This is a genomic window from Streptomyces sp. NPDC001108 (assembly GCF_053598535.1).
Genome location: NZ_JBSFKL010000023.1, coordinates 50752 through 76379, shown reverse-complemented (window position 1 = coordinate 76379; position 25628 = coordinate 50752). Strand labels below are relative to the sequence as shown.

Sequence of the window (25628 nt, the reverse complement as noted above, 5' to 3'; positions counted from 1 at the left end):
CGCGGCTCGGGGGGGGGGCCCCCCCGTGCGCCCCCCCGGTGGGGCGGGGCCCGGGGCCCCCCCCCCCCCCCACGGAGCTCTGCGGCCGGTCAGAACACGAACGGCCCGGGTGTCTGGGCGGAGGTCGCGTTGCAGGTCACGGTGATGCCCATCACCACGATCTTGAGGGACTTGGCCACCAGGCTGTCCCCGGTGGCGACGGTCCCGCTGAGCTTCCCCGTCGAAACCGGGCTCCCGGCGGGGATGGCGGGATTGCCGCTGCCGGTGAAGTTCACCGATCCGGAGCCGTTCCTGGTGAGCGTGAGCGTGGAGGTGACGGTGTTCGCGCCGACGTCGATCGGGGCGGTGATGGCGGAGGTCGACAGTTCGATGGTCGCGCTCGTGCCGCTCTGGGTGGCGACGAGGTTCGCGCTGCCCGAGCCGTAGATTCCGCAGTCGAAGGAGATGGTGGCGGTGGTGGGGGTGACCGCCTCGGCCGTCGGCGTGAGCGCGAGCGCGCCCGCCGCCAGGGCGGAACAGACGGCGATCCGCCGTATGCCATGCCTCATGGTGATCTGCCTTTCCTGTGGGGGGATCCGGCGCACCGAACCGGCACACGGCGCCGGACACGACATTCCCTGACGTATCGTCAGTGGGACTGCCTCGCCCATTGAGGCACGGGCCCCTCGAAGCAACAAGACACATCGCCATGATTTATTGACATGCTACGGCCAATTCAGGTCAGGGGTGCCGCGCCTCCGGGGAACGATCGGCGCGCATGCGTCCGGGTCCGCCGCACCGTCGCGACTAGGCTGTCCGCACCACTCGACCGGCGGATCCACGACAGGGGAATCCCATGAACAGGCCCTTGCTGTTCCTCGACGTCGACGGGCCGCTCAACCCCTACGCCGCCAAGCCGGAGAGGCGCCCCGCCGGCTACACCACGATCCGTGTGCCCCAGGACGGCGGGACGTCGACGGGAAACGGGGGTGGAGTCCGCCTCCGACGCGGCCCGTTGCGGGTCTGGCTCAACCCGGAGCACGGACCAGTCCTGCTCCGGCTCGACTACGAGCTGTGCTGGGCCACCACATGGATGGGCGAGGCGAACCGGTGGATCGCCCCGGTGCTCGGCCTTCCGGAGCTGCCCTTCGTCGACTTCGGCGACGCCCTGTTCCGGGAACGCCCCGACGGCGTCCACTGGAAGACCGCTCCGCTGGTGGAGTACGCGGCCGGTCGGCCCTTCGCCTGGGTGGACGACGAGCAGAGCGGACCAGACGAGGCGTACCTGGCCGCCCATCACCCCGCTCGTGGGCTTCTGCACCACGTCGATCCCCGGATCGGCCTGCGCGAGGACGACTTCGGGAAGCTCGCCGACTTCGCGCGGTCGGCGCGCCGTGCGCACTCCGGCGGCTGACCCCTCTCGGAGCGTCACGCCCGGCCGTTCCGTACGGGCGGGCCGGGCGGACGTCCGCGAGGGTCAGGCCGTGTGCAGGGTCAGTCCGTACCGGCCCAGGATCTCGTTGATGGGCTGGTGCCAGGTCTCTCCTCCGCCGGCGCAGTCGCCCCAGCCGCCGGACGTGACGCCCTGGGCCTGGTCGCCGCTGATGAACGAGCCGCCCGAGTCACCGGGTTCGGCGCAGACGCTCGTCCTGGTCATCTGGTGGACCGCGCCCTGGCTGTAGTTCACGGTCTCGTTGGTGGCGAGGACATTGCCGCAGTGCCAGTGGCTGGTCGACCCGGAGCGGCATATCGAGGCACCGACGGGCGCCTCCGCGGAGCCCCGGACCAGTTGGTCGGAAACGGTGCCCCATCCCAGGACCACGGGCACGGTCCACCAGCCGTTGCCGACGCTCACCCAGGCGTAGTCGTCGCCCGGGAAGGACGAGCCCTGGAAGGCACCGATGGCCGAACCGTCCCAGCCACTCACCGCGGCACCGGCCCGGCCGCAGTGCCCCGCCGTGACGAAACCGCCGTACACGGAGAAGCCGATCGAGCACCGCACATTGCCCGTGTAGTACGGGTCGCCGCCCACTGTTCCGGCGGAGAAGGTACGGGGAGCCCCCGGGGTCCTGCGCACCACCACGGGACCTGCGGCCCGGGCCCGGTCGACGAAGGCGCGGACATCGTTGTCAGAGGCTGCCGGGGCGACGACGTCGACCACGACCCGGTTCGCCTTCGGATCGACGTGCCAGCCGCTGACCCCGGCCGGCGCCCGCATTCCGTCGAGGCGCGCCTTCGTGGCGTCGAGCTGCCGCGCGCTGTGGCGCACCAGCCGGACCGCCGCACCGGAAGCCCGGACGGCGTTCGACGCGCGGGTGTCCGTGACGGCCACGACGAGCCGGTTCGCGGCCGGGTCGAACCAGGATCCGGCATAGGACGGACCGGCGGCCCGCCGCGCCTTCTCCTGTACGGCTGTTGCCGTCCTCTCCGCCGCCAGCCGCGCCCTGGCCCGGCTCTCGGTCAGGCCGAGGTCCCGTCGCATGGCGGAGAGCATCCCCGCGGACGCGGGTTCCTCCGCGACCACGGACGAGGGTGACGGCATGGAAGCCCGGTCCGCGGCAGCGGCGGAGGCCGGACCCGAGGCCGGGCCGACGGCGGCCCAGGCCCCGGCGACCAGCGCGGCGGCCAGGCTCGTACGCAGCGCGTTCTTGTATCTCAAGGCAGTGGCCCTTCTGTTGTTCCGGCATCGTGGGGGAGGAACAGCAGGCGTCCGGGAACGCTCTCCTGAGAGCGCTCTCAGAGTGTGCCGGGACGGACTGTAACGCAGGGTGCACGCCAGGTCCATGCCAATGACGCGTTCCTCCGGGCGCCCCGGGATCCATGACCGCCCGGCCGCCTATGCTCGCGTCAGACGGTGGCGGACACCGGGCACTTCGGCCTCCGCGCCACCACCCGGGCCCGAGCAGAACCCTTCCCTCCCGCAGGAGTCGCACCATGGCACCCTCTCCCGACGAGATCCCGACCTGGAACGGACTGGTTCGGGGCCCACGCCGCGTCCCCGCGCTTCCGCTCGACGAGGAGACCCGGCGGGCGCAGGGCCTTCCGGCCACGCTGCTGCCCGCACCGGCCGGGATGGACCACCCCCTGCTCTTCGATCCCGCCCTCAAACAGTTCCCGAATGCCCTCCGGTCCGGGGAGCCCCGGTTCGGCACCGGGGAGGAAGAACGGGGACGGGCCTGGCACCGGGCGCGGCGCACCGTCCTGGACCTGGTCCTCGCCTCGGTCGCCGAAGGGCCGTGGGGCGGTCATCTGGTGCTGCGCGGGAGCGCGTTGATGTCCACGTGGTTCGGAAGGGCCGCCCGTGATCCGGGGGACCTGGACTTCCTCTTCATGCCCCGGGACCGCGCCATGGACGACCCGCGCTACGCCGCCCTCTTCGACACCATCGCCCGGGACGCGGCGGCGGCAGCGGAACGCCACGGGGCCGTGCGCGTCGACGCGGCGGGCATGGTGACGGAGGAGATCTGGACGTACGACCGGGTGCCCGGCCGCCGCATGCTGCTGCCGTGGACGGCCGACCGGGTGCCGGGCGGGACCGTGCAACTCGACGTGGTGTTCAACGAGTTCCTCCCCGAACCGGCGGAACCCACCGAGCTCCGGCCGCTGGGGCGCGGGCCGGGATGCCGGATACGCGCCGTCTCCCCCGGCCTCTCCCTGGCCTGGAAGTTGCTGTGGCTGGCCACGGACATGTACCCCCAGGGCAAGGACCTCTACGATGCCGTGCTGCTCGCCGAGTACGCGCCCCCGAGCTACGAACTGCTGCGCAAGGCCCTCGTCCTCAGCGGCGTCGAGGCCCTGCGCCCCATCGCCGCCTGGTTGCTGGACGAGATGGTGCCGGGCCGCGGCGAATGGGAGGACTTCGTCGCCGAGCATCCATGGGTCACCGGGAGCGCGGAGGACTACCACGCCCGTCTCGTGCGGGTGCTGGCGCCGTTGATCGAAGCGAAGGTGGTGGGCGACGGCGCGGACGGGTACCAGCAGTGGGCCGACTGGCTCCAGCCCCTGGTGGAGTACGTCCGCGCGACATCCGCCGACGATCCCGCTTCCGCGCTCGGCCACCTGTCGGAAGGCGGACGGGACGGCCTGATGGCAGCCGTCGTGGTCGTACGAGAGCTAGCCGGGGCCGAGCGCCTCGGCCCGGAGGAGGCCCTCGCCGAGGTGTTCTCCTGTCAGGAGCCCTGGTCGTACTGGCGCGACCGGCCGGAGGCGTGCGCCCGGATCCTCGCCGATCTGGGCTGAGCCGGGCGCCACCGCCGGCCCTGGTTCAACCGGCCCGGCCGATCGCGCTGCGCAGCATGGCGACCGTCGTCGCGGCCGCGGCGCGCTCCGCCGGGTCGTCGGTCGCCCGTACCCGCTCCTCCAGGAGGACCACGGCCGCCTGAAGGACTCCCACGCGCACCGGAACGCTCTGCATCGCCGTGAGCACGGCCGCCGCCTGCTCGGCCGGCGTGGCCGGGGGCTCGGTGGCGGCCTGCGGGATGAGGGTAGTGATGCCGCGCCCGAGCGCGCGGTCGCGAGGCGGCTGAGCCGAGGCTGTGGTCATCCGAGAAGTGTGCCGCACCCGGACCGGGGAACCCGTCAGCGACCTGGGCGCGGCTTCCGCGGGCCGTACCGGGCACAGGCCCGCGTCAACAGCGTGGCCGACCCAGCCCGTTCCCGGTCCCGCCACGCGGCCACCGCCGGGCCCCGGGTCAGGTGGGGCGCTCGTCGGCCGGGCCGCGGACGCCGGTGTCCGCATCGGTGCCGCGCGGCCCGCCTCCCGCCGCCTACCCCTTGGCCCAGTCGAGCAGTGCGGTCCTGGACGGGAAGTCGGCGACGTCCCGGTCGAGAGGCTGGTCGGTGTACTGGTGGATCCGCCAAGAGGCCTTGATACGGGGCTTCCCCTGAGGGACGTAGTCGGCGATCCACAGGCCGTCCCCGGCGTACGAGGTGGTGTCGTGGTTCAGCCAGAAGTACCGGTTGCAGTACAGCAGGACCCGGTTGTGCGGCCGCAGCCGCTTGACCGCCCGGATGAAGCTGTCCTTCTCGGCATTGCTCGCCCTGGTGCCCTCACCGTTCTGCTCCCAGTCGACCGCGAGCAGGTCCCCGTCCTTCTCCGAGGCGTTGTTCACGAAGTACTCGGCCTGGGCGTTGATGTCCCCGGGCCAGAGGAAGTGGTAGAAGCCGACCACGCATGCCGCGTCCCTCGCACGCTTCACCTGCTCCGCCAGATGCGGATTGACGTACGAGCGGCCCTCGGTGGCCTTGATGAAGACGAAGTCCAGTCCGTCCGTGTCGAAGGACGACTGATGGGAGCTGACATCGACGCCATGCAACATGGGCACCGCCTTCACGTTGTATCGGTGGTTCCGTTCTCCTCCTCTACGTGCCCGCCGACATCTGCTCCCATCCTCGGGGTCAACGGACGAACCGTTTTTCCCCCGTCCGGAACGGACGGACCGGCCCGGCCGGGCGCGGCGGAGTACTTCCCCGCCGGGCCCGGCACGCCCCGGCCCCGGGACGCTACGCCGGGTTCTCGTCGGCGGCAGCGGCGGCCGGGAGGCTGTCCATGAACGAGCTCACGGAGAAGACCGCCCGTCCCGGCCCGGACGGGCCGTAGCCGGGGGGCGAGCTGAGCCCGTACTCCTCCATCGTGGCGCGGTAGGCGTCCAGCAGGCGGATGTGGTATTCGAGCGGTGCTCCGTCCGGATTGGTCTTTCCGAGCGGGGTGGTGGGCTCCGGGCACCAGGTGGTGAACCGGGGCGTGATGCCGTGCGACATGAAGAACCGCAGGCCCTCGGTGGTCGAGGCGATGGCGTCGTCCACCGAGGTGAAGCCGAAGGGCGCGGCCATCTCCACACCCGCCACGAAGTTGGGAATGACGTTGCGCGCGCCGAAGACGTCGGCGGAGTCCAGGATGCGGCGGTGCCACTCGTCGCGACCCACGTAGCGCTCCTTGCCGGGGCAGTACAGCTCGAACAGCCGGCGGTCCCACACCTCGTAGTTGGGGTGGTAGATCTGTACGCCGTAGTCGTGGAAGCGCTGCACGTCGGCCTTGGGCAGGGCCTGGGCGACGACCTTTCCGATCCAGCGGCCGGGGAAGCGCTCCTCGATGGCCTTGGCGTACTGGCCGTAGAAGTCGGCCTCGTCGCGTCCGCCGATGTGGGAGGTGATGGCCCCGCCGGTGAGGGTGTAGGCGGTGGACGTCTTCGCCGTGTCGTACTTGTCGATGATGGCGAGCGCCTCCAGGACCTCCTCGACCGGCTTCACACCGGTGTAGGGCCGGCCGGCCGCCTTGTGCTGGCGCCAGTTGTGGTTGATGTCGCAGTACTGGCACTCCTCCTTCGCGCCGAAGTACTGGCAGACCCGGAAGACGGTCAGATAGACCAGGTATCCCCACTGGATGGTGGGCGCCACCTCCATCACGGACTTGCCGTTCTCCAGCGTGTGCCGGTAGTAGTCCGGCATCGGGGGCAGGCCCACTTCGGAGATCCGCCTGCCGTCGAGGTACAGCCCGAGCACGCCGTCCGCGTCGGCCGCGACGCGGTACGGGGACGACGGGTTGACCCGCACCGACACGACGGTCCTGCGCAGGTCGTACGGGCCGCCGGTGAGGACGATCTCCTCCGGCGGGCGGCGCAGCGCGGCCGCTCCCAGCTCGGGGAGGGTGCCGTGGTCGAAGGAGAAGATGAAGTAGGACTTCGGCTTGACGTCGCCGTTCTCGTTGTCGCTGAGGGCGGACTCGTCGAAGGCCACGCCGCCGCGCAGCAGGTCCTCCTTGATGACGGCTTCCCGGGGCACGTGCGGGAACCGCTCCATGAGGTCCTCCACGAGGCGGGTGCGGTTCCCGTCCGTGCGGCTCGGATCTGTGCTGCCGTCGGTGGTGCTGGGCATGTGCGGAACTCCTCGGTCCGGTCGTCGTCGGCGTCCGGGTACGCCGCACTGTGCAACGAACCGGACACGTCCGCAGTGCCCGGCTCACCGACCTCGGCCACACGGTCCGGACCGTCCGCCGGGCTCCGTGTGCGGAGCCCCGGGATTCACCGGTCCCAGTGCGCGGGGCGGCGGAGCGCGGACGGAAGCCGTGTCGCCGCGTCGCCCCGGGCGGCGTTGAGCTGGGCCTGGGTGAGGAAGAGGCTATCGGTGAGGTCGGCGCCCGATACGTCCGCGTCCCGGAAATCGGCGCCTATCAGGTCGGCAAGGCGCAGATCCGCCCCGCTGAGGTCGGCCGCTATCAGGTACGCGCCGCGCAGGTCGGCGCCCCGCAGATCCGCGCCCCGGAGCCTGGCACCGATGAGGTCGGCGCCCCGGCGGTCGCGCTTCTTCCCGTTCCTCGGGCGCGGCGCGGTCGCCCGTACGCGCGCGCTGACCTGGTGCAACAGTTCGGCCACGGTCTCGCGGCGAGCGGCCACGTCCAGCTCCGCACTGGCGTCGGCGGGCAGTCGGCTGAGGCGTTCCGTCTCGTCGAGGAGGCGCCGGGCCTCGCCGTGCAGGGGCTTGGCCGGAGCGAGGGACAGCGTTTCCGTGAGGTACCAGAGCAGCTCGTGGAGCTGGCGTACGACCGGGAACACCTGGAACATCTGCCGGGCGGTCTCCCGGTCCCCGCGCCAGTCCCGTCCGTCGAAGATCTCGCGGGAGACCTTCTGGCCCGCCCCGAAGCAGTCGTACACGGTGCAGCCGGGGAAGCCCCGGGTCCGCAGTTCGGTGTGGATGCCGCAGCGGAAGTCCTCCTGGAGGTTCCGGCAGGGCTGCCCGGCCTCCTTGTCGACCGCGAAGTCCGCGGACCGGGTCAGCGTCAGCGCCACGCAGCACAGTCCGGAGCAGTTGGCGCAGTCGGCGCGCAGCTCGGCACGGTCGTCGCGTTCGGTTACGGGGCCTTGGACGTTGTGGGGCACGGTGGGTGGATCCTTCGGATGAGCGGGGCGGACGGCCGACCCTACCGGGAGCCGCCACCCGTTCGCCGTCCTTAATGACGCTCGGGGCCGCGCCCCGGTGTCCGGCGCCGTTGTCAGTGGCGCGTCGCACACTGGCAGGAGTCAGGAGCACAGCACGGGTGAAGGGGGACGCCGATGAGCACCGAGCAGGGTCCCGGTTTCGATCCGGCGACCGGGGACGGCCCGGCGCCGGTAGCGGACGCGAGGCGCGCCGCGTCCGTGCGAACGGCCTTCGAGGGCATGCTGCAGATCCGTCGGCTGACGAACGTCGGTCATGACGCCCCGGAGAGCGTTCCCGCCCCGTGGGAGGCGAACCGGCCGGTCCGGGCGGTCGCCCTCGCGCTGGAAGCGGCAGGCCTGCCCGCGTCGGCCACCGACGCCACGGGCCTGCGGACGGCGACCGGGTACCGGTTGCGCCCGGGCGAGGCCGTCGGCGGCGTACGAGTCGAATGGCTCGGGCCGCCGGGCAGCGGCGCCGCCCGTACGGAGGAGGACGGGCTGGGGCGGTGCGCGACGGCGCTGCGCGAGTCGGGGTGGACGGTGCTGCTGTACCGGGGGGCGCGCCGTCGAAGATTCCTGGAGGTCGAGCCTCCGGCCGGTGCGCGGGGGCCGAACGGCCGTCAAGTCCTGTCATAGGCCGGTCCGGTACCACCGTTCCGGTACGCCGGGCACGGTCTGAGGGCCGCTGTCGTACCCATGGGGGATGCTGGTGGATCCGACACCTCTGACCGGAAGATGTTGAGATGAGTGCTGACGAACTCGCCGCGGCCCAGGCCTACGTCCGACTGCTGGAGGCCACTCGGGCGGCGCTCGCCGATCCGGCGGACGGCCCTCGGTATGTGCCGCTGCTCGCCTGCCCGATCGCGGAGGCGGACGGTGCGCTGCGGCAGGCCGGCTTCCGCGGCAACGAGTCCCGGTTCTTCGACCTGGTCAGCTCCTTGCGGCCGGGTACGCCGGGCGCCACGCGCTGAAGGGGAGCGGTGGAGGCGGTTTCGGGCACCGCGGTCCGGTGCCCCGGATCCGTCGGTGAATTGGTGCAGGAAGGCTGCGGTCCACAGGGCCGTCGGCCGAGGACGCCGCCGGTTCGGGGCATCCGGAGGACGACGGTCGGGCACCCGGCGGGGTTCTTGACTGTCCCTCTGCGGCAAACCTAGCGTACGTATCGAGTGAAACGATTCATGCATCCGCGCGGCCTCCTCCGGCCGCCGGGCGGCGACTCCACCCACGAGGTGTTCATGTCTGATGTTTCGGCCGTCAAGGCAGCTCTGAAGTCCCAGGTCATCGAGACCCCCTCGTGGGGATACGGAAATTCGGGGACGCGGTTCAAGGTGTTCGCCCAGCCGGGGGTGCCGCGCGATCCGTTCGAGAAGCTGGAGGACGCGGCACAGGTGCACGCGTTCACCGGGGTCGCCCCGAAGGTGTCGCTGCACATCCCGTGGGACAGGGTCGACGACTACGCCGCGCTGAACCGGCACGCCAAGGGGCTCGGCGTGCGGGTCGGGGCGATCAACTCGAACGTGTTCCAGGACGACGACTACAAGCTCGGCTCGGTCACCCATCCGGACCCGAAGGTGCGCCGCAAGGCTGTCGGCCATCTGCTGGAGTGCGTCGACATCATGGACGAGACCGGCTCGCCCGATCTCAAGCTCTGGTTCTCCGACGGCACCAACTACCCCGGGCAGGACGACATCGCCGCACGCCAGGACCGGCTTGCCGAGGCGCTGGCCGAGGTCTACGGGAGGCTCGCCGACGACCAGCGGATGCTGCTGGAGTACAAGCTGTTCGAGCCGGCTTTCTACACGATGGACGTGCCGGACTGGGGTACGGCGTACGCGCACTGCCTCGCCCTCGGACCCAAGGCACAGGTGGTGGTGGACACCGGCCACCACGCGCCCGGAACGAACATCGAGTTCATCGTGGCGTTCCTGCTGCGCGCGGGGAAGCTGGGCGCGTTCGACTTCAACTCCCGGTTCTACGCGGACGACGATCTGATGGTCGGGGCGGCGGACCCGTTCCAGCTGTTCCGCATCATGCACGAGGTGATCGGCAACGGTGGTCTGAGGCCGGAGACGAACGTCAACTTCATGCTCGACCAGTGCCACAACATCGAGGCGAAGATCCCCGCCGTCATCCGTTCGGTCGCCAATGTGCAGGAGGCGACGGCCAAGGCGTTGCTGGTCGACCGGGCCGCGCTGGGCGACGCGCAGCGGTCCGGCGACGTCCTGGCCGCGAACGCGGTCCTGATGGACGCGTACAACACCGATGTGCGTCCGCTGCTCGCGGAGGTCCGTGAGGAGCTGGGGCTGGCGAGGGACCCGTTCGCCGCCTATCTGGCCTCGGGGAACCAGGAGCGGATCGCCGCGGCCCGGGTCGGCGGCGAGCAGGCCGGCTGGGGCGCCTGAGCCCCGGGCGTCCCGCCAGCTCCCCCATGCCGCCACCGGCCTCCACCGGCCTGCCCGGCCGGACCTCGACCACGAAGGAATCACATGGCCTCCGCGACGCACCCCGAAGTCGCCGCGCTCCTGGCACGCGCCCACCGGCTCGGCTCCGACCCCCGGAACACCAACTACGCCGGCGGCAACGCCTCGGTCAAGGCCGGCGGCATCGACCCCGTCACGGGCGGCGAGACGGAACTGCTGTGGGTCAAGGGGTCCGGCGGGGACCTCGGCACACTCACCGAGTCCGGGCTCGCGGTACTGCGCCTGGACCGGGTGCGCGCCCTCAAGGACGTGTACCCGGGGGTGGAGCGCGAGGACGAGATGGTGGCGGCCTTCGACTACTGCCTGCACGGCAAGGGAGGCGCGGCGCCGTCCATCGACACGGCGATGCACGCCCTGGTGGAGGCGCCGCATGTCGACCATCTGCATCCGGACGCGGGGATCGCGCTGGCCTGCGCGGCGGACGGCGAGAGGCTCACCGCCGAGTGCTTCGGCGACCGGGTGGCCTGGGTGGGCTGGCGCAGGCCCGGGTTCCAGCTCGGCCTGGACATCGCCGCAGTCCGCGCGGCCGACCCGCGGGCCGTCGGGGTGGTGCTCGGCGGCCACGGCATCACGGCCTGGGGCGCGACGTCCGAAGAGTGCGAGCAGAACGCCCTCTGGATGATCCGGACTGCCGAGTCCTTCCTCCGGGAACGGGGCGGGGCCGAGCCCTTCGGCCCCGTATGGGCGGGCCGGGAGCCCCTGCCCCGGGAGCGGCGCCGGGAGCGCGCGGCCGAACTCGCCCCGCTGGTCCGGGGCCTCGTCTCGACGGACCGCCCCCAGGTGGGCCACTTCACCGACGCGGAGCCGGTCCTCGACTTCCTGTCCCGGACCGAACATCCCCGCCTCGCCGCGCTCGGAACGTCGTGCCCGGACCACTTCCTGCGTACGAAGGTCCGTCCGCTGGTGCTCGATCTGCCGGCGGACGCCCCGCTGGAGGAGGCGGTGGCCCGGCTGACGGAGCTGCACGGGGAGTACCGGGAGGCGTATCGCGCGTACTACGAACGTCATGCCACCCCCGATTCCCCGGCGATGCGTGGTGCGGATCCGGCGATCGTGCTCGTGCCGGGGGTGGGGATGTTCTCCTTCGGCAAGGACAAGCAGACGGCGCGGGTCGCCGGGGAGTTCTATCTCAACGCCGTCCATGTGATGCGCGGTGCCGAGGCGGTCTCCTCCTACGCTCCGATCGAGGAGTCCGAGAAGTTCCGGATCGAGTACTGGGAGCTGGAGGAGGCGAAACTGCGCCGGATGCCGAGGGCGAAGCCGCTGGCCGCCCGGGTGGCGCTGGTCACCGGCGCCGGGTCCGGCATCGGCAGGGCGATCGCGCACCGGCTGGCCGCGGAGGGGGCGTGTGTCGTCGTCGCCGACATCGACGCGGAGCGCGCCGCTTCAGTGGCGCAAGAGATCGGCGGGCCGGACACCTCGGTCGCCGTGACGGTCGACGTGACCCGGGAGGAGCAGATCGTCGAGGCGTTCCGGGCCGCCGCGTTGGCGTTCGGCGGGGTGGATCTGGTGGTGAACAACGCCGGGATCTCCGTCTCGAAGCCGCTGCTGGAGACGACGGCGCAGGACTGGGACCGCCAGCACGCGATCATGGCGCGTGGCTCGTTCCTGGTCTCGCGGGAGGCCGCCCGGGTGATGCGCGGGCAGCGGCTCGGTGGTGACATCGTCTACATCACGTCGAAGAACTCGGTGTTCGCGGGCCCGAACAACATCGCCTACTCGGCCACCAAGGCCGACCAGGCCCATCAGGTGCGGCTGCTGGCCGCGGAGCTGGGCGAGCACGGGATCCGGGTCAACGGCGTCAATCCGGACGGTGTGGTGCGTGGTTCGGGGATCTTCGCCGGTGGCTGGGGCGCCCAGCGCGCCGCGACGTACGGGATCGAGGAGGAGAAGCTCGGCGAGTTCTACGCCCAGCGGACACTGCTCAAGCGCGAGGTGCTTCCCGAGCACGTGGCCAACGCCGTGTTCGCGCTGACCGGTGGAGAGCTCACGCACACCACCGGGGTCCATGTGCCGGTCGACGCCGGTGTGGCCGCGGCCTTCCTCCGATGACCGGACGGGGATGCCGATGGCTGTGACACCGGGGCGCGACGCGGTCTTCGCCGCCGTGGACCTCGGCGCGACCAGCGGCCGGGTGATCACGGGTCGGGTCGGCCCGGAGCTGCTGGCGCTGCGCGAGCGGCACCGGTTCGCCAACGTGCCGGTGCGGCTGCCGGACGGGCTGCGGTGGGACGTTCTCGGGCTGTACCGGGAGGTGTTGGAGGGGCTGCGGGCCGCCGCGCGCGGTGGCCCGGTGGCCTCCGTCGGCATCGACTCGTGGGCGGTCGACTATGGTCTGCTCGACGCGGACGGAGCCCTGCTCGGCCTGCCGTTCCACTACCGGGACGGCAGGAACGCGCGGGCGGCCGAGCGGGTGCTCGCGGTGTGCGGGGCGCGGGAGCTGTACGCGGTGAGCGGTGTGCAGCACCTGCCGTTCAACACGGTGTTCCAGCTCGCGGCCCACCGTACGGGGGCGCAGTGGGGTGCGGCCCGGACGGTGCTGATGATCCCCGACCTGATGACGTACTGGCTGACCGGGTCGGTGGGCGCCGAGGTCACCAACGCGTCGACGACCGGTCTGTTCGACGCCTCGGCCGGCGGTTGGTCGGACGGGCTGATGGGCCGTCTGGGCCTGGAGCGTTCCTGGTTCCCGTCGTTGCGTGAGCCGGGCGACCCGGCGGGGACGCTGCTGCCGCATGTCGCCGCGGAAACGGGTCTGCCGGCCGCTACGCCGGTGACGGTCGTCGCCTCGCACGACACGGCGTCGGCGGTGGCGGCGGTGCCCGCCACCGGGCCGGGGTTCGCCTATGTGTCCTGCGGCACGTGGTCGTTGGCGGGACTGGAGCTGGCGTCACCGGTGCTGACCGAGGCGTCCCGGGCGGCCAACTTCACCAATGAGCGCGGAATCGACGGGACCGTGCGCTACCTGCGCAACATCATGGGGATGTGGCTGCTGGAGGAGTGCCGCCGGTCCTGGGAGCGGCGGGGCGGGGCTCCTGGGCTGGGCGAGCTGCTTTCGGCCGCCGCGCGCGCCCGGCCGTTCGCGGCTCTGGTCGACCCCGACGACGAGGCGTTCCTCGCACCGGACGACATGGTGTCGTGCATCGACGAGCGGCTCGCCGCATCGGGGCAGGCGGCGCCGGACGGCCCGGGAGGGTACGTCCGGTGCGTGCTGGAGAGCCTGGCGCTGGCCCATCGCAGGACCCTGAGGGAGGCGGCCTCGCTCGCCGACCAGGAGGTGACCCGGATCCACATGGTGGGCGGCGGATCGCGCAACGAGCTGCTGTGCCAGTGGACCGCGGATGCCACGGGTCTGCCCGTCACCGCCGGCCCGGCCGAGGCGACCGCGCTCGGCAACATCCTGGTGCAGGCCCGTGCCCGGGGTCTGGTCGGCGACCTGGCCGGGATGCGGCGACTGGTGTCCCGTACACAGGAGTTGCGCCATTACGTGCCGCAGGGGGACCAGCGGGCCTGGGACGGGGCCGCCGCCCGGCTGCACGCGTGCTGAACCGGTGCCGACCGGCCCCGCTCCCGCGTGCGGCCGGGCCGGACCGCCGCGTACGGGATGCGGGCGTGCCGTGGGGCTCAGTCCGTCGTCACGGGCGGGGCGAGGCCGAGCTCCCGGTCACCCAGTGGGGCGAAGAAGGAGGCCACGTCCTCATCGGTGACCTCGGCGAGGGTCGCCGGGTTCCAGCGCGGAGTGCGGTCCTTGTCGATGATCTGCGCTCGTACGCCTTCCACCAGGTCGGGCCGGGTGAAAGCCGCGCACGAGGTCCGGTACTCCTGGTCGAGCACCGCTTCCAGGCTGCCGAGACCGCGTGCCCTGCGGACCGCCGAGAGGGTCGCCTTCAGCGCGGTCGGGGACTTGCCGAGGATCGTCCGGGCGGCCTGCTTGGCGGCGGGGATGCCGCTGCCGTCGAGCCGGTCGACGATCTCCTCGACGGTGTCCGCCCGGTAGCAGGCATCCATCCACTCGCGGTGCGCGGCCAGTTCGCCGGCCGGTGCGGGCGCGGCATGACGGCGGACCATCTCCTCGATCCCCGCCGCCGTGTCGCATCCGGCGAGGTCCGCGACGAGCGGGGCAAGGCGTTCGGACGGGACGAAGTGGTCGGCGAGCCCGCAGAGCAGTGCGTCGGCCGCGCCGACCGCGTCCGCGGTGAGCGCGAGATGGATGCCGAGTTCGCCGGGGGCGGCGCCGAGCAGGTGGGTGCCGCCGACGTCGGGCACGAAGCCGATGCCGGTCTCGGGCATGGCGATGCGCGAGTTCTCGGTGACGACCCGGACGTCGCCGTGGGCGGAGACGCCGACGCCGCCGCCCATCACGATGCCGTCCATGATCGCGACGTAGGGCTTGGGGAAGCGGGCGATACGGGCGTTGAGCCGGTACTCGTCGCGCCAGAACTCCGTCGACGCGCTGCCGCCCGCCCTGGCGTCCTCGTAGATCGACCGGATGTCGCCACCGGCGCAGAGGCCGCGCCCGCCCGCGCCGGTGATCAGGACGGCGATGACGGTGTCGTCGGCCGCGGCTTCGGCCAGCGCCGCATCGAGACGCGCCACCATCTCGTGGTTCAGCGCGTTCAGGGCACGTGGCCGGTTGAGGGTGATGTGGCGGACACGCCCCTCGTCGTGCAGGAGAACGGGATCTTCGTGGTTCATGATTGCGCTCCGGTCAGCCCCTGTGCCGTTCGCTCGCTGTCCGCGGGCGATCCTTCCGCCGCCATTCTCCGGTGCGGTGTGCGGACCGGGGCGGCAGGGGTGGGGATCGGGTCCGGGCACGCGGGGCCGCCGCCGTTCTCCGGCCGGAGAAATTCGCCCGGTGCCCGCTGTGGCAACCTGCGGGGACCGGTTCGACAATTGAGTGACCCCGTTCGGGCCGCGCCGACCGGCAGCCCCGCCCGGCGACTTCCGGAGCAGGTATGACCGATCACGACCAGCAACCGAGCACCTCCGTCCCGTCGCATCTGCTGTTCGAGAGGGTGCACAGCAGTGAGATCGGGACGGCGCAGCGGCTTGCCATGAACCGGACGGGCAGCTTCGAGTGGGACGTGGAGGCCGGGACGCTGGACATGGACGACGCCGGGCTGCTCGTCTTCGGCCTGAACCCCCAGACCTTCGATTCACGGCCCGATACGGTGCTGAACCTACTGGAACAGTCGGAGCGGACCCGTCTCGACATGGCGATCGACGAAGCGGTCCGGAGCGGGCGCAGTTCCTGCAGTGTCCATTTCCTGGTGCCGATGGAGAACGGGCGGGACCAGTGGACCCATATCCAGGCCCGCATCCTGCGCCATGACGACGGTCGGCCGCACCGGGTCGTCGGGGTGGTGCAGGACGCCACCGCGGAGGTCACCCATTCGGCCTTCATGCTCGACCTGGAGAGGCAGCGCCAGCGCCAGACCAGCATCGTTGAACGGACAACGAATGCGCTGTCGCGGGCGGTGACCGTCGACGACGTCACCGCGGCGCTCACCGGTCCGGATGCGCTGACCCGGCTCGGGGCGGACGGCGTGGCGCTCGCCCTGGTCGAGAACACCTCGCTGAGCGTCCTCGTGCTGAGCGGTGACTCCGTGGAGGCGATCGACGGGGTCGGGGGCGCCGGGCTGGACCGCCGGTTTCCACTCGCGGACACCGTGCTCGACGGCCGGCCGCGTTTCCTGACCTCCGTCGCGGCGCTCATCGAGCGCTACCCCGCGCTCGCCCCCCACGCCGGCCGGCTGGAGTTCCGGGCGGCCGCCTATCTCCCGCTCGTCGCCCAGGCCCGCCCCCTGGGCACCCTGGCCCTCTTCTACCGGGAGAACACCTCGTTCAACGCGGACGAACGCAACCTCTGCCTGGGACTGGCCGCCATCGTGGCGCAGTCCCTCCAGCGCGCGAAGCTCTTCGACGAGGAACGCGAATTCGCCACCGGGCTTCAGTCAGCGATGCTGCCGCGACGGATCCAGGAGATCGAGGGCGGCGAGATCGCGGTGCGCTACCACGCCGCCTGGAGCGGACGCCAGGTGGGCGGCGACTGGTACGACGTGATCGCCCTGCCCAACAAGCGGTTCGGGATCGTGGTCGGCGACGTGCAGGGCCATGACACGCACGCGGCGGCCATCATGGGCCAGCTGCGCATCGCGCTGCGCGCGTACGCGGGCGAGGGGCACCCTCCTTCCACGGTGCTGGCCCGCGCCTCGCGCTTCCTCGCGGAGCTGGACACGGACCGGTTCGCGACCTGCACCTACGCCCAGGTCGATCTCGCGTCGGGGACCGTACGCGTGGTACGGGCGGGGCATTTCGGCCCGCTGATCCGGCACATGGACGGCCGGGTCGGCAGCCCGCAGGTGCGCGGAGGTCTGCCGCTGGGCATTTCGACGGACTTCGGGGACGAGGAGTATCCCGAGACCCGGCTGGACCTGGTGCCGGGCGAGACGCTCGTCCTGTACACGGACGGTCTGGTGGAGGAGCCGGGGGCCGACATCGACGTGGGTGTGCGGGCCCTTATCCATGAGGTGAGCGTGGGACCTGCGGGCGCCGAGGCGCTGGCCGACCACCTCTCGGACCAGCTCTGGGAACGCTGGGGTTCGGGGGACGACGTGGCGCTCCTGGTGCTCCGCCGCAGCCCGGACCCCGGGTCGCCCAGGGCGCCCCGCCTGCATCAGTACATCCACCAGGCGGACCCGGAGGGGCTGTCCGACGCCCGGAGCATCGTGCGCCAGGCCCTGACCGACTGGGACATGGCCGAACTCGCGGACGACGCCGAGTTGGTGACCGGCGAGCTGCTGGTGAACGTGCTGCTGCACACGGAGGGCGGCGCGGTTCTCACCCTGGAGGTGCTGCCGGAGCCCGTGCGCAGGGTCCGGCTGTCCGTGCAGGACCGCTCCAGCGCCTGGCCGAGGCGGCGCAGCCCGGGCGAGACCGCGACGTCGGGCCGGGGACTGCTCCTGCTGGACGCCGTGGCCTCGCGCTGGGGGATCGAGCCGCGTGGCGAGGGCAAGGCGGTCTGGTGCGAGATCGGCCCGCCGGCCCGGCCCTCCGGTACTCCCCCGCCGTCCTCCCCGACCGCCGGGCGGCCCTGATCCAGCACGGCAGCGCCCGGGGCCGCCATCGGCGCGGCCGGATCACAGACGGCGGTGCATGACGTGCAGTCCGACGAATCCCTCCCTCGGGTGCTCGAACCCCTCCGGCACCGTTCCCAGGATCTCGAAGCCGAGCGAACGGTAGAGGCTGACGGCGTTCACGTTCGTCTCGACGACCGCGTTGAACTGCATCGCCCGGAACCCCTCCGTACGCGCCCACTCCAGGGTGTGTTCGCACAGGGCCCGCCCGACGCCCCGCCCCGCGTGTGCCGGATCGACCATGTAACTGGCGCTGGCGATGTGCGCGCCGTTGCCGCTCTGGTTGTTGTTCATCTTGGCCGTGCCGAGGACGGTCCCCTCCTCGTCGACCGCGATCACCGTCCGGTTGGGGGCCTGGAGGAGCCACCAGGAGCGGGCTTCCTCCTGCCCGAGGTCCAGCGGGTAGGTGAACGTCTCGCCCGAAGCGACGATTTCATGGAAGAACGGCCAGATGGCGGGCCAGTCCTCAGGTGTGGCTTCCCTGATCATCATGCGGGTCAGGATGCCGTGCCCGCTCTCCGCACGCGAGCGCTTTGCGCGCCCCGCGGTCACGGACGGCAGTCGCCCCCGAAGGCCGCCCCACCGACGCACGCCGTGGCCCGACGCGCCGGCGGTCGGCCGCCCTGCGCGTACGGAACCGGCCGATCCGGGCGAGCAGTCCACCGCCCGCCGGTGCCATCGGGCCCGCCACGCCCCGGTCCGCCTCCTCACACGGCACGGCCTCGGAACCGGCTTCGGCATCGGAACCGGCTTCGGCTTCGGCTTCGGCTTCGGCTTCGGCTTCGGCTTCGGCCCGAGCATGCTGCCCGGGTGCACCGCCCCCGGTTTCCGGGCCCACAGGGGAGAGGTCGCGCCACGCACCGTCCGGGCGCGGGGCCGGCCGGACATCCCTGGCATGGTCCAACTCCATGATCAGCGTCACCCGCCGCCACAGCAGTTCGTCCGGCTCGTCCGCCTGCATGAGGCGCGCCATGGTCTCGCGCGCCCACGGCGGCCCGACCGGACCGAAGACCGGCTCGGGCCCGATCCTGGCGAGGTAGGCCCGCTCGTAGGGATCGTCGACCACTTCCGCCAACTGCACCGGGTCCAGCGTCTCCGCGAGCACGGCCGCGCGGGCCCACGGATCCTCCGTCAGACCGCACAGACGCTCGACCCGCCGTGAACGCCAGTTGCGCGCCCGGCAGTCGGCGCCGTCCGCGAGTCGGCCGAGCAGCCACGCCGGACTCCGGCCTTCCAGGAGCCGTGGTTCCCGCGCGCCGAAGTCCGCGATCTCGTCGGCGAGATACAGCCAGACGACCGCCCGGTACCGGTTGAGATAGAACGCGATGGGCGTGAGGCATCCCGCGCGGGCGAGCTTGGTGAACCGGTCCGGGCTGATCCCGAGCTGCTCGGCCCCCTGCGCCGTGCCGACCGTGCGCACCCTGGCTCGCAGGACGTCCGGAAAGCCCTCCTGCGACCGGAGGCGTTCGACCTCACCACAGCCGACCCGAGACCGCCTGCCGTCCCGCGAGGAGCTCAAGCGGATCAGCCCGAGATGCGCGGCGATCACGAACTCACCGCGTTTCAGCTCCAGTTCGCGCGCCGCCGCACCCACCGTCATCGTGCCTTCGGCGGCCGCGCCGCCCGCCCCCGGACCGGCCGCTTCTGTCCGCGCTTCTTCGGCAACAGCCATGTCGCTCTCCCCCACGAGGTTTCGGTTACTCTCTGTGAGCACCGTAACCCCGAAGAGGATCCGCCCGTCGGGCCTGTGGATAACTCCGACGACCGGCCGGATACCGCCGCACCGGTCAGGCGCGGTCGTCCTCTTCCTCCTCCGACTGCCGTGCCTCGACGCCCAGGTGCTCGCCGACCCTGTTGACCAGCAGCGTCATCTCGTACGCGACCTGTCCGACATCCGCCTCGGCATCGCTCAGCACACAGAGACAACTGCCGTCGCCGGCCGCCGTCACGAAGAGCATCGCCTCGTCGAACTCCACCATGGTCTGACGAGCCCTACCGGCCCGGAAGTGGCGCCCCGATCCCCGCGCGAGACTGTACAAACCGGATGAGACGGCGGCCAGATGCTCGGCGTCCTCGCGAGCCAGACCCGCGCTCGCGCCCGTGACGAGTCCATCGTTCGACAGCACCAGCGCGTGCCGTATGTACTCGACCCTGCTCGTGAGATCGTCAAGGAGCCAGTCGAGTCCCCTGTTCAGCGCCATTTCCCCGCTCCTCCCCGCTCATACGTTCCCCGTGCCCCGTTGGTACAAGCCTTACGCACCGGTCACGTGGGGGCAAGGACTCCTCTCTCATGTGGCTTGGTCCGGCACCTACACTGGACGCTTCGGGAACGGAAGACACGAACGGACCGCACGGACGGACGACGGTGTCGCCCGGGCCACGCGGAGCGGAAGCGGACAGGGAGAGCGAAGAGTGCCGACAGCTGCCGATGGCGGTTTCGAGGATCCGCCCCCGGAGGTGCTGGCGGAGGCCGCCGCGGCCTTCGGCCTGCTGGCGACGCCCGCGCGGCTGCACATCGTCTGGGCTCTCGCCCAAGGCGAGAGCGATGTGACCGGTCTCGCCGACCGGGTGGGCGGCACGCTCCCGTCGGTGAGCCAGCATCTGACCAAGCTCAAGCTCGCGGGACTCGTCCGCTCCCGGCGGGAAGGCCGCCGCCAGGTGTATCTGGTCGACGACCCCGACGTGGTGACCGTCGTCCGGCTGATGGTCGGCCAGCTCGCCGAGCGCGCCGGGCACGCCCCCGCACCGCCCTCACGCCTCCGTGGACTCGGTGCCTGAGAGCAGTGCCGCCGCAGGTCCCGGCAGCACAGACCCCACCAGCACCCTCCCCGCCGGCGCCGGTCACGACGGCCCGTCCGCCGTGGTCCTGCCGTTGCCGGGAACACGGAGAGCCCCGGCCCCCGCCGCCGCTGCCGCTGCCGCTTCCGTCCCGACCGCCGGGACGGAAGCCGGTTCCACCTCTCTCCAGGTGCTCCGTTCACTGGACAGCGGTCCGCGCGGGCTGCTGGAGGAAGAGGCCGCCGACCGGCTCGTACGCTGCGGCGAGAACGTCCTGCCCGCCTGGCGCCCGGTCTCCTGGCCCCGGCGTTTCCTGCGGAGCCTGCGCGACCCCTTCACCTCCGTGCTGCTGTGCCTGGGCCTGGTCTCGGCGGCCGTGTCCTCCTGGGGAACGGCCTGCGTCACGCTGGTGCTCGTGGTCGTCAGCTGCCTGCTGCGCTCGGTGGAGGAGCACCGGGCCGACCGTTCGACGGCCGCGCTGCGTGCGCTGGTCGCGACCACCGCGACCGTCCTGCGCCGCACCGGCCCGGACGCGGCACCGCAGGCCCGTGAACTGCCCGTCGCGGAGCTGGTCCCGGGCGACCTGATCCGGCTCGCCGCCGGCGATCTCGTACCCGCCGATGTGCGGCTGCTGCGGGCGAGCGGGCTGACCGTCCACCAGTCGGCCCTCACCGGCGAGTCGGTGCCGGTCGCCAAGCATCCCGTCGAACCGGTGCCACGACCGCGCTCCACAAGGGACGCGCACGGCGGCCCCGAAGGACTGTTCACCCGGCCGGAGCTCTGTTTCCAGGGCAGCAGCGTGGCCTCCGGCAGCGCCACGGCGGTCGTGACGGCCACGGGCGGGGACACCCGGTTCGCCGCCGCCTACGACGGTTCGGCCCGTCGACGCGGTGCCAGCGCCTTCGACCGGTCGGTGCACGGGATCTCCTGGACGCTGATCCGTTTCATGCTGCTGACCCCGCCGCTGGTCCTGATGGCCAACGCGGCGCTGCGCGGCCGGGGCCTGGAGACGCTTCCGTTCGCCGTAGCGGTAGCCGTCGGGCTCACGCCGGAGATGCTGCCGGTGATCGTCACGACCGCGCTGGCCAGGGGCGCTTCGCTGCTCGCCAGGGACCACCGGGTCATCGTCAAACGGCTGCCCGCGCTGCACGATCTCGGTGCCGTCGACGTGCTGTGCGTGGACAAGACCGGGACCCTCACCCAGGACCGCCCGGTCGTCGAGCAGGCGCTGGACGCCTCGGGCCGGGAGGACCCCGAGGTACTGCACTGGGCCGCGGCCAACGCACTGTGGACGCTGGAGCTCGCCGACCTGCCCTCCCCCGACGCGCTCGACGAAGCGGTGCTGGACGCGGCCGAGGAACGCGGCGAGGACTGGTCCGCGTACGACGGTGTCGCGGCGCTGCCGTTCGATCCGGCGCGCCGCCTCTCCACCGCGGTCGTCCGCCGCCCGGGCGGGCTCGGGGTGCACACCCTCGTGACCAAGGGCTCGGTCGAGGCGGTGCTGGAACGGTGCGTGCTGGAGGAGACCGAGCGGAGCCGGCTGCGGGCGCTCGCCGCGCGGGAGACCGCGAGCGGACTGCGACTGCTCGCGGTGGCCCGGACCGACCGGCCTGCCCGGGCGCGCGCGTACACCCCGTCCGACGAGCGGGGGCTGGTCTTCCTCGGCTTCGTCACGCTGCGGGACGCGCTCGCGCCGAGCGCGTCCGGCGCGCTGGCCGCGCTTCGGAACCGGGGGGTCGACGTCAAGGTCCTGACCGGCGACGATCCGGGCACCGTGGCCCGGGCCTGCCGGAACCTCGGCCTCGATCCGGGCGAGGTCGTACCCGCCGAGCGGCTCGACGCGCTGTCGGACGCGGAGGTCTCCGAGGCCGCCGAGCGGGCCACGGTCTTCGCCCGGTGCACTCCGGAGCACAAGGCCCGCATCGTCTCCGCGCTGCGCACCACCGGGCGGACCACCGGGTTCCTCGGGGACGGTGTCAACGACCTGCCTGCCATGCATGCCGCGGATGTCGCGATCTGCCCGCGCGACGCGGTCGACGTGGCGCGGGAGACCGCCGACGTGGTGCTGGCCGAGAAGGACCTCGTCGCGATCGACGACGCCATCACCGCGGGACGACGGTCCAGCGGGAACATCGCGACGTATCTGCGCATCACGCTCTCGTCCAACCTGGGCAATGTCATCGCGATGCTGGCGGCGGGGCTGATGCTGCCGTTCCTGCCGATGCTTCCGGCGCAGGTGCTGGTGCAGAACCTCTGCTTCGACGTGGCGCAGCTCGCCTTCGCCTTCGACCGTCCCGCCGCCGAGGTGCTGCGCCGGCCCGCGCTGCTCCGGCCACGCGACTTCCTCCGGTTCATCACGGGTTTCGGGCTGATCAACGCCACCGCCGACCTGGCGACCTTCGCGGTGCTGGCGATCGCCCTGCACGGCTCCACGGCCTCCGGCGAGCAGGAGGCTTTCCACTCGGGGTGGTTCACCGAGAACCTGCTCACCCAGGCCCTGGTGATGCTGCTGCTCCGCACGGGCGGTCGGGCCGCCGGCGGTCGCGGCGGGGGGCCGCTGCGGATGGCCGCCTGCGGCCTCGCGGTGGTCGGCCTGCTGCTGCCGCTCACGCCGTTCGGCGGACTGCTGGGCATGAGCGCGCTGCCGCCGCTGTACTACCTGCTGCTGGCATCGGTGCTGACCTTGTACGCGGCCGCGTTGCGGGCGGCCCGCAACCGCTACGAACGGAAGTGGAGCCAGTCATGAGCCCACCGCACACCCACCCCTCGACGCAGCCCGGTGGCCATGCGGAGCGCGTTGGCCCGGGCGGGACACGTGCCCGTCGCGCCACGCTCGACGACGTGCCGGCGCTGGTGCGGCTGCGGGGGCTGATGCTGGACGGCATGGGGGTGGAGACCGGTGGCCCCGACGCGCCGTGGCGGGCGGCCTCGGCCGACTGGTTCACCGACCGACTGGGGCGGCCCGGTCTGTTCGCGGCGTTCCTGGTCGACGATCCCGAGCTCGGTGTGGTCTCCGGCGCGGCAGGGGCGTGCGACGCGCGTGCCCCGGGGCCGACGAACCTCGGCGGCCTCCAGGGGCACGTCTTCAACGTCAGCACCGACCCCCGTCGCCGCCGTCTCGGTCACGCCCGGGTCTGTCTCGACGCCCTGCTCGACTGGTTCCGCACGGAGACCTCCGTCGCCGAGGTGGCCCTGAACGCCACCGGGGACGGGACCGCGCTGTACGAGTCGTACGGCTTCGCGCCGCCCCGTCACCCGGTTCTGCGGCTCCGGCTGGCCGGGCCGTCGCGCTGACCGGGCCGGTCCCTGGGGGGATCGTCAGCCGTACGAGAGGTTGGCGCACGGGTCGTCGTCGGCGGACCGGCCCTCGTCGGCGACGGTGGGGGGAACGGTGGTGGGCGCGGTCGCCCCGGGGGCGGCCGTGGGGTTCTGGGCGTACGAGGTCCCCAGGATGACCTGGATGCCAGGGGTGGTGGACTCGACCGCCCTGGCTCCGGCGAAGAGCCGCGCGGTGGTCTCGGCCTGCTCCCGGAGGCCCGGCCCGTACTCGACGACGGTCGTGGCGTGGTCCTGGCTGCTCGCCGTGCCGGTGGTGGTGACGGTGAATTCCCGGGAGCGCAGGAGCTCGGTCGCCTGCGCGGCGAGGCCGGGGGTCGTGGTGCCGTTGTAGACCGCGACGCTGATGCCCCTGCCGGAGACCGGGGCGTTCGCGGCGGCCCCCGGGTTGCCTCCCTTACCGTCGCCGCTGTCGGACTTCTTGCCGCTGGCGTCCTTCCCGTCGATGGTGCGGTCGGCCTTGAGCGCCGCCCAGAGGGCACCGGCGTCCGGCTCGACGATCGCGACACGTGGGCCTTCGTAGCGCCAGGGAACGGTGACGAACTTGGTGTTGTGCAGGTCGACGTTCTTCATCGACAGGGCGAAGGACAGCAGCTTGTCCGCCGATCCGAGTCCGGGGTCCACGGTCATCGCGTCGGTGGCCGCGTTGGCGAGCGGCAGCAGTGTGGTGGGGTTCAGCCCGTTGGACTTGACCTTCTTGATGAGGGCGGCGACGAAGGCCTGTTGCCGTTTGATACGCCCTATGTCCGAGCCGTCACCGATTCCGTGCCGCAGCCGGACGTAGTCGAGCGCCCGTTGTCCGGAAACGGTCTGCCGCCCCTTGGAGAAGATCTTCTCGCCCCGGGTGGGGCGTTTCGGGCTCAGGTCCCGCTGATAGACGTCATTGGGCAGGCAGACCGGGACGCCGCCGACGGCCGAGGTCAGTGCGGAGAAGCCGACGAAGTCGACGACGATGGTGTGGTCCACCCGCAGACCGGTGAGCTGCTCCACGGTGTTCTGGGTGCAGGCGGGATTGCCCTCGGCGGTCTCCCCCACCGTGAACGCCGAGTTGAACATCACGCGGTGCTGCGGCTCGGTCCACTCGCCGTCCCGTCCCTTGCAGGGCGGTATGTCGACCAGCGAGTCACGGGGGATGGACACCGCCACCGCGTGCTCGCGGTCACCGTACACGTGCAGGAGGAACGCCGTGTCGGAACGCCCCACCTCGCCCGTGCCACCACCCAGACCGCTGTTGTCGCCCGAGCGCGAATCCGACCCGATGACCAGGACGTTCTGCCCCTGCGCGGAGCCGGGCGGCCGGTTGTCCGAGATCCCGTCCGCGCTGAAGGTGTCGATGGAGCCGCCGAGCTTGAGGTAGGCCCATCCGGCGCCCGCGACGAGCAGCACCATGAACGATGTCCCGACCAGGGCCGTGCGCCTCAGTCGCACCGCGCCCCTGCTCGCTGCCGCTTTCCGACGTCCCGCCATCGGCCCACCCCATCCGTCCGGTTTCCATGAGGGAGGACGTGCGCCACCCCCTCATGGTTGTACAGTTGCGCAATGTAGCAAGTGTCGGTGCCCAAGTGGATCATCGGACCTGCCCATAGTCAGCCTGAAGCACTGCCAGTCGGCGCGGGGCGGAAACTCCGGCCAAAGAACCGAAAGGAAGGGCGAGACCCTCCATGTTGCGAAACGGCCTCGAACCCTGGCACCTGTTGATCGTGGCGATTGTGGTGATCGTGCTGTTCGGCTCGAAGAAGCTGCCGGACACGGCCCGGGCCCTGGGCAAATCCATGCGGATCCTGAAGAGTGAGGCGAAGGCCATGAAGGAGACCGACACACCGACACCAGGGGCCGATGCGCAGACGCCTCGCACCGAACCGCAGACCGCCCGCACCGGCGCGCAGGTGATCGGTGGAACAACGGCGCCGCACACCGACCCGCGCACCGCCCGCACCGAACCGACCGCGTAACACTCCGCACCACCCCCGCGGGAAGCATCTCGCGGAACGATCACTTCACGGCTT

The 25628-nt window shown here is 71.8% G+C and carries 23 protein-coding genes; 12 read left to right on the top strand and 11 right to left on the bottom strand.

Features of this window, described 5'->3' with window-relative positions:
* Positions 1–89: 89 nt before the first annotated feature.
* On the bottom strand, positions 90–548 hold the full coding sequence (locus ACWC97_RS31770) for a hypothetical protein (protein WP_385216955.1): 459 nt from the start codon (positions 546–548) through the stop codon (positions 90–92).
* 287 nt (positions 549–835) lie between these two features.
* Here ACWC97_RS31770 and ACWC97_RS31765 point away from each other — a divergent pair, with 287 nt between their 5' ends.
* Positions 836–1393, top strand: coding sequence for a hypothetical protein (locus ACWC97_RS31765; RefSeq protein WP_450653088.1), 558 nt, complete (start codon positions 836–838; stop codon positions 1391–1393).
* Positions 1394–1456: 63 nt separating this feature from the next.
* Here the strand turns inward: ACWC97_RS31765 and ACWC97_RS31760 are convergent, their stop codons facing one another.
* Entirely contained in the window at positions 1457–2638 is a 1182-nt protein-coding gene (locus tag ACWC97_RS31760) for a S1 family peptidase (protein ID WP_450653086.1), read from the bottom strand.
* Between the two features lie 275 nt (positions 2639–2913).
* On the opposite strand from ACWC97_RS31760, the gene ACWC97_RS31755 reads away from it, so the two are divergent.
* The gene (locus ACWC97_RS31755; protein ID WP_450653084.1) at positions 2914–4218 is read left to right on the top strand and encodes a nucleotidyl transferase AbiEii/AbiGii toxin family protein; all 1305 of its coding nucleotides are present in this window, start codon (positions 2914–2916) and stop codon (positions 4216–4218) included.
* 25 nt (positions 4219–4243) lie between these two features.
* On the opposite strand, the gene ACWC97_RS31750 is transcribed toward ACWC97_RS31755, so the two are convergent.
* The 4 genes from ACWC97_RS31750 to ACWC97_RS31735 form a co-directional block, all read right to left on the bottom strand.
* On the bottom strand, positions 4244–4522 hold the full coding sequence (locus ACWC97_RS31750; RefSeq protein ID WP_352280364.1) for a hypothetical protein: 279 nt from the start codon (positions 4520–4522) through the stop codon (positions 4244–4246).
* Positions 4523–4745: 223 nt separating this feature from the next.
* A complete protein-coding gene (locus tag ACWC97_RS31745) occupies positions 4746–5297 on the bottom strand; it encodes a GH25 family lysozyme (protein WP_450653092.1) in 552 nt (183 codons plus the stop codon).
* A 184-nt stretch (positions 5298–5481) separates the two neighbouring features.
* Positions 5482–6852, bottom strand: coding sequence for a radical SAM protein (locus ACWC97_RS31740; RefSeq protein ID WP_450653082.1), 1371 nt, complete (start codon positions 6850–6852; stop codon positions 5482–5484).
* Between the two features lie 146 nt (positions 6853–6998).
* Positions 6999–7853, bottom strand: a complete 855-nt coding sequence (locus tag ACWC97_RS31735; protein ID WP_450653080.1) for a pentapeptide repeat-containing protein — start codon at positions 7851–7853, stop codon at positions 6999–7001.
* 174 nt (positions 7854–8027) lie between these two features.
* Here ACWC97_RS31735 and ACWC97_RS31730 point away from each other — a divergent pair, with 174 nt between their 5' ends.
* The 5 genes from ACWC97_RS31730 (at position 8028) to ACWC97_RS31710 (ending at position 13919) form a co-directional block, all read left to right on the top strand.
* Complete coding sequence (locus ACWC97_RS31730; RefSeq protein ID WP_352280361.1) at positions 8028–8528, top strand: hypothetical protein; 501 nt, start codon at positions 8028–8030, stop codon at positions 8526–8528.
* Between the two features lie 107 nt (positions 8529–8635).
* Positions 8636–8863 carry a hypothetical protein gene (locus ACWC97_RS31725; RefSeq protein WP_352280360.1) on the top strand — a complete coding sequence of 76 codons (228 nt, stop codon included), beginning with the start codon at positions 8636–8638 and terminating at the stop codon, positions 8861–8863.
* Between the two features lie 264 nt (positions 8864–9127).
* A complete protein-coding gene (rhaI, locus tag ACWC97_RS31720) occupies positions 9128–10294 on the top strand; it encodes an L-rhamnose isomerase (RefSeq protein WP_450653077.1) in 1167 nt (388 codons plus the stop codon).
* Positions 10295–10378: 84 nt separating this feature from the next.
* Positions 10379–12424 carry a bifunctional aldolase/short-chain dehydrogenase gene (locus ACWC97_RS31715; protein WP_352280358.1) on the top strand — a complete coding sequence of 682 codons (2046 nt, stop codon included), beginning with the start codon at positions 10379–10381 and terminating at the stop codon, positions 12422–12424.
* A 16-nt stretch (positions 12425–12440) separates the two neighbouring features.
* Complete coding sequence (locus tag ACWC97_RS31710; protein WP_450653075.1) at positions 12441–13919, top strand: rhamnulokinase; 1479 nt, start codon at positions 12441–12443, stop codon at positions 13917–13919.
* Between the two features lie 77 nt (positions 13920–13996).
* Here the strand turns inward: ACWC97_RS31710 and ACWC97_RS31705 are convergent, their stop codons facing one another.
* Positions 13997–15067 carry an enoyl-CoA hydratase/isomerase family protein gene (locus ACWC97_RS31705; RefSeq protein WP_450653074.1) on the bottom strand — a complete coding sequence of 357 codons (1071 nt, stop codon included), beginning with the start codon at positions 15065–15067 and terminating at the stop codon, positions 13997–13999.
* A gap of 260 nt (positions 15068–15327) precedes the next feature.
* Between ACWC97_RS31705 and ACWC97_RS31700 the strand changes: the two genes are divergently transcribed.
* Positions 15328–17469, top strand: a complete 2142-nt coding sequence (locus ACWC97_RS31700; protein ID WP_450653072.1) for a SpoIIE family protein phosphatase — start codon at positions 15328–15330, stop codon at positions 17467–17469.
* Positions 17470–17511: 42 nt separating this feature from the next.
* Here the strand turns inward: ACWC97_RS31700 and ACWC97_RS31695 are convergent, their stop codons facing one another.
* The 3 genes from ACWC97_RS31695 to ACWC97_RS31685 form a co-directional block, all read right to left on the bottom strand.
* Positions 17512–18000, bottom strand: a complete 489-nt coding sequence (locus ACWC97_RS31695; RefSeq protein WP_450653070.1) for an N-acetyltransferase family protein — start codon at positions 17998–18000, stop codon at positions 17512–17514.
* Complete coding sequence (locus tag ACWC97_RS31690; RefSeq protein WP_450653068.1) at positions 17975–19180, bottom strand: DUF6397 family protein; 1206 nt, start codon at positions 19178–19180, stop codon at positions 17975–17977. The genes ACWC97_RS31695 and ACWC97_RS31690 overlap by 26 nt, the downstream gene beginning before the upstream one ends.
* Positions 19181–19295: 115 nt before the next feature.
* The gene (locus ACWC97_RS31685) at positions 19296–19709 is read right to left on the bottom strand and encodes a roadblock/LC7 domain-containing protein (RefSeq protein ID WP_450653066.1); all 414 of its coding nucleotides are present in this window, start codon (positions 19707–19709) and stop codon (positions 19296–19298) included.
* A 211-nt stretch (positions 19710–19920) separates the two neighbouring features.
* Here ACWC97_RS31685 and ACWC97_RS31680 point away from each other — a divergent pair, with 211 nt between their 5' ends.
* From ACWC97_RS31680 to ACWC97_RS31670, 3 genes are read left to right on the top strand one after another with little or no spacing between them, the layout of a single operon-like run.
* Complete coding sequence (locus ACWC97_RS31680; protein ID WP_450653064.1) at positions 19921–20286, top strand: ArsR/SmtB family transcription factor; 366 nt, start codon at positions 19921–19923, stop codon at positions 20284–20286.
* Positions 20270–23032: a magnesium-translocating P-type ATPase gene (gene mgtA / locus ACWC97_RS31675; protein WP_450653062.1), complete on the top strand. Its 2763-nt coding sequence runs from the start codon at positions 20270–20272 to the stop codon at positions 23030–23032. The genes ACWC97_RS31680 and mgtA overlap by 17 nt, the downstream gene beginning before the upstream one ends.
* Positions 23029–23580: a GNAT family N-acetyltransferase gene (locus ACWC97_RS31670; protein ID WP_352280350.1), complete on the top strand. Its 552-nt coding sequence runs from the start codon at positions 23029–23031 to the stop codon at positions 23578–23580. The genes mgtA and ACWC97_RS31670 overlap by 4 nt, the downstream gene beginning before the upstream one ends.
* Before the next feature lie 24 nt (positions 23581–23604).
* Here the strand turns inward: ACWC97_RS31670 and ACWC97_RS31665 are convergent, their stop codons facing one another.
* Positions 23605–25089: an LCP family protein gene (locus tag ACWC97_RS31665; protein ID WP_450653059.1), complete on the bottom strand. Its 1485-nt coding sequence runs from the start codon at positions 25087–25089 to the stop codon at positions 23605–23607.
* 194 nt (positions 25090–25283) lie between these two features.
* Here ACWC97_RS31665 and tatA point away from each other — a divergent pair, with 194 nt between their 5' ends.
* The gene (gene tatA / locus ACWC97_RS31660) at positions 25284–25574 is read left to right on the top strand and encodes a Sec-independent protein translocase subunit TatA (protein ID WP_450653057.1); all 291 of its coding nucleotides are present in this window, start codon (positions 25284–25286) and stop codon (positions 25572–25574) included.
* The last annotated feature ends 54 nt before the right edge of the window (positions 25575–25628 follow it).